This is a genomic window from Cnuella takakiae (assembly GCF_001953305.1).
GTDB lineage: Bacteria > Bacteroidota > Bacteroidia > Chitinophagales > Chitinophagaceae > Flavisolibacter > Flavisolibacter takakiae.
Map to the genome: position 1 here is coordinate 4,468,467 of NZ_MTFE01000010.1, position 4,782 is coordinate 4,473,248.

Here is a 4,782-nt window from a genome sequence, read left to right on the forward strand (position 1 = left end):
CTGTTTTTGGTGGAGATTGCTTCAGCGCCGCTAAACGTTGCGTAACATCAAACCTTGTTGGCGCTCCGCAATGACGGCCACCATAGTTTTACACCCTCCCTGGTTCATGCCTTAACAAACCTCCCCACTACTGGCAACTTTGCCATCTCCTTGCGTTCCACCAAAAAGATAAACCAGGTAAAAGCATAGAGCAGCATGGCGCCGAAAATGTGGTTGAACCATACATTCAGCCCGATCCACTCGAAGGCGCTGTGCAGGCCAAAGAGCATCAGCACAATCACGAAATAGGCAATCAACTTCTTGGTAGCATAAGGGATGGGATACTCTTTTTGCCCCCACTTGTAGCTTACCACCATCATGGTTCCATAGCACAGGAAGGTAGCCCATGCACAGGCCATATATCCAAAGCGTGGGATAAAAAGGTAGTTGACCAGCAGGGTGATACCTGCACCGATCAGGGTGATCCAGGCACCGGCAAGGGTCTTATTTCCCAATTTGTACCAAATGGAAAGGTTATAATAAACACCCAGGAACATGTTGGCCAGCAGTAATATGGGTACTACCCGCAAGCCTTCCCACTGCAGGGGGTTTTGGATAAAATGTTTCCAGATATCAAGGAAGAGTGCCACCGCCAAAAACATGAAGCAAATGGTGATCACAAAAAACTTCATTACACGGGCATAGGTACGTTGCGGCGCGGCGCCCTGCGCCTGTTTGAAAAAGAATGGCTCGGCACCCATCCGAAAAGCCTGGATGAACAGCGTGATGAGGATGGAAAGTTTGTAGCAGGCACTGTACACCCCCACCTGGAAAGTGGCTGCATCTTCGGTGGGCGCATTGGTCCACCAGCGCAGCATCAGCCGGTCGAAGGTTTCGTTGATCATACCTGCCAAACCAGCCAGGATGAGGGGCGAGGAATACAGGATGATCTCTTTCCAAAGCGCCTGGTTGAAGCGCAGGCGGAAAGAAAAGAACTCTTTGGATAACAACAGGAAGGTGACCACCGCCTGCACCAAGTTGGCCAGGATCACGTAGCCCACACCGATTTCCGGGTGGTAAAAGGTGCCGATAAAGCCGGTAGGATTTTCAGCCTTGATACGCGGACAAAAGCTGAGCAAAAAAATGGTGAGCGCGATGTTGACCAGGATACCCAATATCCGTACTACGGCAAACTTGATGGGTCGGCCGTCGAAGCGCAGCTTTGCAAATGCCAGGGTTGAAAGGGTATCAAAGGCAATGATATAAGCCACCCAGGTCAGGTACTCAGGATGTTCTTGGATACCAATAAAAGCTGCCAGTTGGTTATTGAACAGCAGCAGTACCGAGGTAAAGACAACCGTAGAAACAATCAGCGAGATGCTGGCCGTGTCGTACACTTCCTTTTGCTTTTGCCGGTCGGAGGCAAAGCGGAAGAATGCCGTTTCCAACCCATAGGTGAAGAGGATGTTGAGAAAAGGAATAAAAGCATAAACGAGGCTCATCTCGCCATAAGCGACCCCCGAAAGGGTTGCGGTAAGATAAGGCGTCAGTAAATAGTTGAGAAAGCGGGCTGCAATGGAACTTCCCCCATACCACATCGTTTGCCCTGCCAGTTGTTTGATCCCGCTCAATACACTTGTTTTTGAAGTAGGGCAAATGTAGGGAAGTAGCAATTGTAGTTCATGACCTTGGCAAAGCAAGGCCGTTTTTGGCCCCAAAACACCTGAAATAATTCCTTAACATTTTCTTCAGCAACGCAGCTTTTCACCCTTTAAATTGTCTAACTTACAGGCAACCACACGGAAATTATGACCGAGGAAGCCATTATTCAAGGCTGCTTGAAGCAACAGGCCATCGCACAAAAAACACTGTATGAGCGATACAGTGTAAAAATGCTTTCGGTTTGTTACCGGTACGCCCACAACCGCGAAGACGCGGAAGACATGCTGCAGGAAGGCTTTATAAAGGTGTTTTCGCAAATACACACCTTCAAAAACCAGGGTTCTTTTGAAGGTTGGGTGCGGCGCATCATGGTGCATACCTGCATCAACATTCTGAAAAAAAATAAAAAGTTCAATGAGAGCGTAGACATCCTGCATGCCGCCGCATTACAGGTGCGGGAGGAAAATATTCCTTCCATCATCCAGGCAAAACAGGTGGTGGAATGCATCCGGATGCTGCCCATGGGTTACCGAACGGTGCTGAACCTTTATGCCATTGAAGGTTTTTCGCACAAGGAAATTGGTACCATACTCGATATTGAAGAAAGCACCAGCCGAAGCCAGTACACACGGGCCAAGGCCATGCTGGAAGATATTTTGATCCGCAAGAACATCATACAGAAGCCCAAACCGAACTACCTGGTAGCAGCATCCGGAGCAAGTTGAGTAGAGCCTTTAATGCTGACTGATTATGGAGAGAAATTTGAACCACGACGAATTTGACCAGTTCCTTCAGGATAACGCGGACGGGCTAAGGATGCACCCATCCGACAAGGTCTGGAAGCATATCGCTGCCGAACTGGACCGGAAGAAGAAGCGGTCGGGCGGCCTTTTTGTACTGGCACTGCTGTTGATTTCCGGAACCTATATTGCTTTTGAACTGGCACAAACCAACCACCACATACAGCTTGCGCAGCAAAATGCCCCCTTCACCCCTATCCTTTTTCAACCTGCCGATCTTACCCGTACACAATCCAACCAAACTGTTGTCATAACAAACAACAGGACCCGCACGCAAACCATTTCAAAAACAACACAGACTCCTTCTCAGGGAATACAGGAAAATGCAAGTGCCGATGCACCTGCCAAGTTATTTGAAGATGCTGCCGGAAACGGGTTAACCCTTCCGGAACAAACAGGCGAGCTTTCCCTTGCTGAAGCACCTGTTGCTGCAACCGGCATACGCCCCTACAATACCGATAGTTTAGCCGAACAGCCTGCTGTTGCTGCAACCATAACCGCACCTGTTGCTGAAGCGGAAGAGTTGCCTTTACCCGAATCAATGCCCTCCTTACCAAAGCCTATACATAAAAGCAGGAAGCTAAGCTGGCAGGTATTTGCAGCACCCACAGTGAGCTACCGTGTTTTGTCGGATAACAAGGCTTACCAACGGCCCTTGCTTTCACCCGGTATTCCGGCCAACTTCTCAGCGCTGTACAGCATCAATGATGTTGTGATTCATAAGCCCGATTTAGGCCTTGAATTTGGCATTACCGCACGCTACCCTGTAAGCCGCAGTGTTAACCTGCGCACGGGCTTCCAGTTCAATGTGAGCCGCTACGACATCAAGGCATTCTCCTATGTGCCTGAGGTAGCTACCATCGCCCTGAACAATGGGCCGCATGTCGATTCGGTACGGGCTATTTCCAACTACCGCAATTTTGCTGGCGGCATCGGCGACTGGCTCCAGAACTTCTATTTCCAGGCTTCCATACCCATTGGGCTGGAGTGGAAAGTGGCCAGCACCCGCAAGATGCACTGGAGTGTAGCATCCTCCATTCAGCCTTCTTATGTGTTGGGCAACCGTTCGTATATGATCACTGCCGATTACAAAAACTACGCAAGAGTGCCCTGGCTCACCCGACGCTGGAACATGAATACCAGCTTCGAATCTTTTGTATCCTTCAACTCGGGCAAAACGCAGTGGCAGATCGGCCCACAGGTGCGCTACCAGGTGCTTTCCTCTTTTATCAAGGAATACCCGGTTAAAGAAAACCTTTTCGACTTTGGGATGAAGGTGGGTATAACCATCAAATAGCCTGCTGTGGCATTGGCCGGAAATTACGGCCGCCAAATTCATTGCACCTCATGGGGAATAGTTGGATAAAGCAGGTTGCTTTTTCCAGGTAAATGCTTTGCAGCCTTGTCAAATGCACAATCAAAACAGGTCGAAATAGACCTTAGTCCTTTGCTGTTATTTCACCAGGTCGAATGCGGCAGCAAACTGCAACAATTGCGAAAAAGTAGCTAGCTCCAGTTTGCTGTATATGTTTTTCCGGTGTGTACTTACCGTATGGTGAGAAATATAAAGCAGCGCAGCAATATCATTTGTTGTTTTCCCTTCTGCCAGCAATGAAATAATTTCTTTCTCACGCCTGGTTAGCAGTGCAAACTTTTTATAATGCTTAGTCACATAAGCTTGCTCCCCGAGCAGTTTGGTCACTTTACTGACCATCAGCCCCATTCCGGAGACCTGGTTAGATATCAGCATCAGTTTAGCACTGGCATTTCCCGCATCATCACTCAAGAACTTGCAGGTGGTATAGTACCAGTCAAAAGCCATTTTAGAACCTGTGCGTACCTGCTGGAAAAAGCTGTACGGCCGGCTGTTGCCTTCGGATTGAAAATAGTTTGCAATGGCTGGAATGATCCGGCTGGTTTCTTCAGGGTGCATGAAGGTATCAAAGTAAGCTTCCCCCATTTCGTTGATCTGTTCAAGGGAATGATTGAGCTGTTCACAGCCCATTTTGTTCATGTAGGATACTTGCAGTACTTGCATATCGTGCACCATCACAGATCCAGGTATTATATCCCCAACATCTGCAATACTAAAGGCGCCTTTTGCCAGGCCCTGTTCCAACAAAAAAGCTTGCTGGTTAATGTGTGCTGCTGTTTCTGATCCAGTTAGTTTATGAGGTTGCATGTCATTTGTTTAAGGGCGTCTTTTAAGCATCCGCATGATCATCCAAACGCAAAGCCGTTCAACAGATCTACAAACCGTTATCCATTACAACTAAATATACTAGAGCGTGTCTTAAAATTATCTGATCAGGATGATTGCAGATGCTAGCAGCAGAAAGGC

General features: G+C 48.3%; 4 protein-coding genes. 2 read left to right on the forward strand and 2 right to left on the reverse strand.

Annotated features, from left to right (window positions below; all coding sequences use genetic code 11):
• Positions 1-104: 104 nt before the first annotated feature.
• Positions 105-1,610 (reverse strand): oligosaccharide flippase family protein, encoded by a 1,506-nt coding sequence (locus BUE76_RS19175; RefSeq protein ID WP_245798394.1) that lies wholly within the window; start codon positions 1,608-1,610, stop codon positions 105-107.
• Between the two features lie 177 nt (positions 1,611-1,787).
• On the opposite strand from BUE76_RS19175, the gene BUE76_RS19180 reads away from it, so the two are divergent.
• Positions 1,788-2,366: an RNA polymerase sigma factor gene (locus BUE76_RS19180; RefSeq protein ID WP_073045488.1), complete on the forward strand. Its 579-nt coding sequence runs from the start codon at positions 1,788-1,790 to the stop codon at positions 2,364-2,366.
• A 25-nt stretch (positions 2,367-2,391) separates the two neighbouring features.
• Positions 2,392-3,738, forward strand: a complete 1,347-nt coding sequence (locus tag BUE76_RS19185; RefSeq protein ID WP_143157381.1) for a hypothetical protein — start codon at positions 2,392-2,394, stop codon at positions 3,736-3,738.
• A gap of 156 nt (positions 3,739-3,894) precedes the next feature.
• Here the strand turns inward: BUE76_RS19185 and BUE76_RS19190 are convergent, their stop codons facing one another.
• Positions 3,895-4,623 carry a response regulator transcription factor gene (locus tag BUE76_RS19190; protein ID WP_073045482.1) on the reverse strand — a complete coding sequence of 243 codons (729 nt, stop codon included), beginning with the start codon at positions 4,621-4,623 and terminating at the stop codon, positions 3,895-3,897.
• Positions 4,624-4,782: the final 159 nt, after the last annotated feature.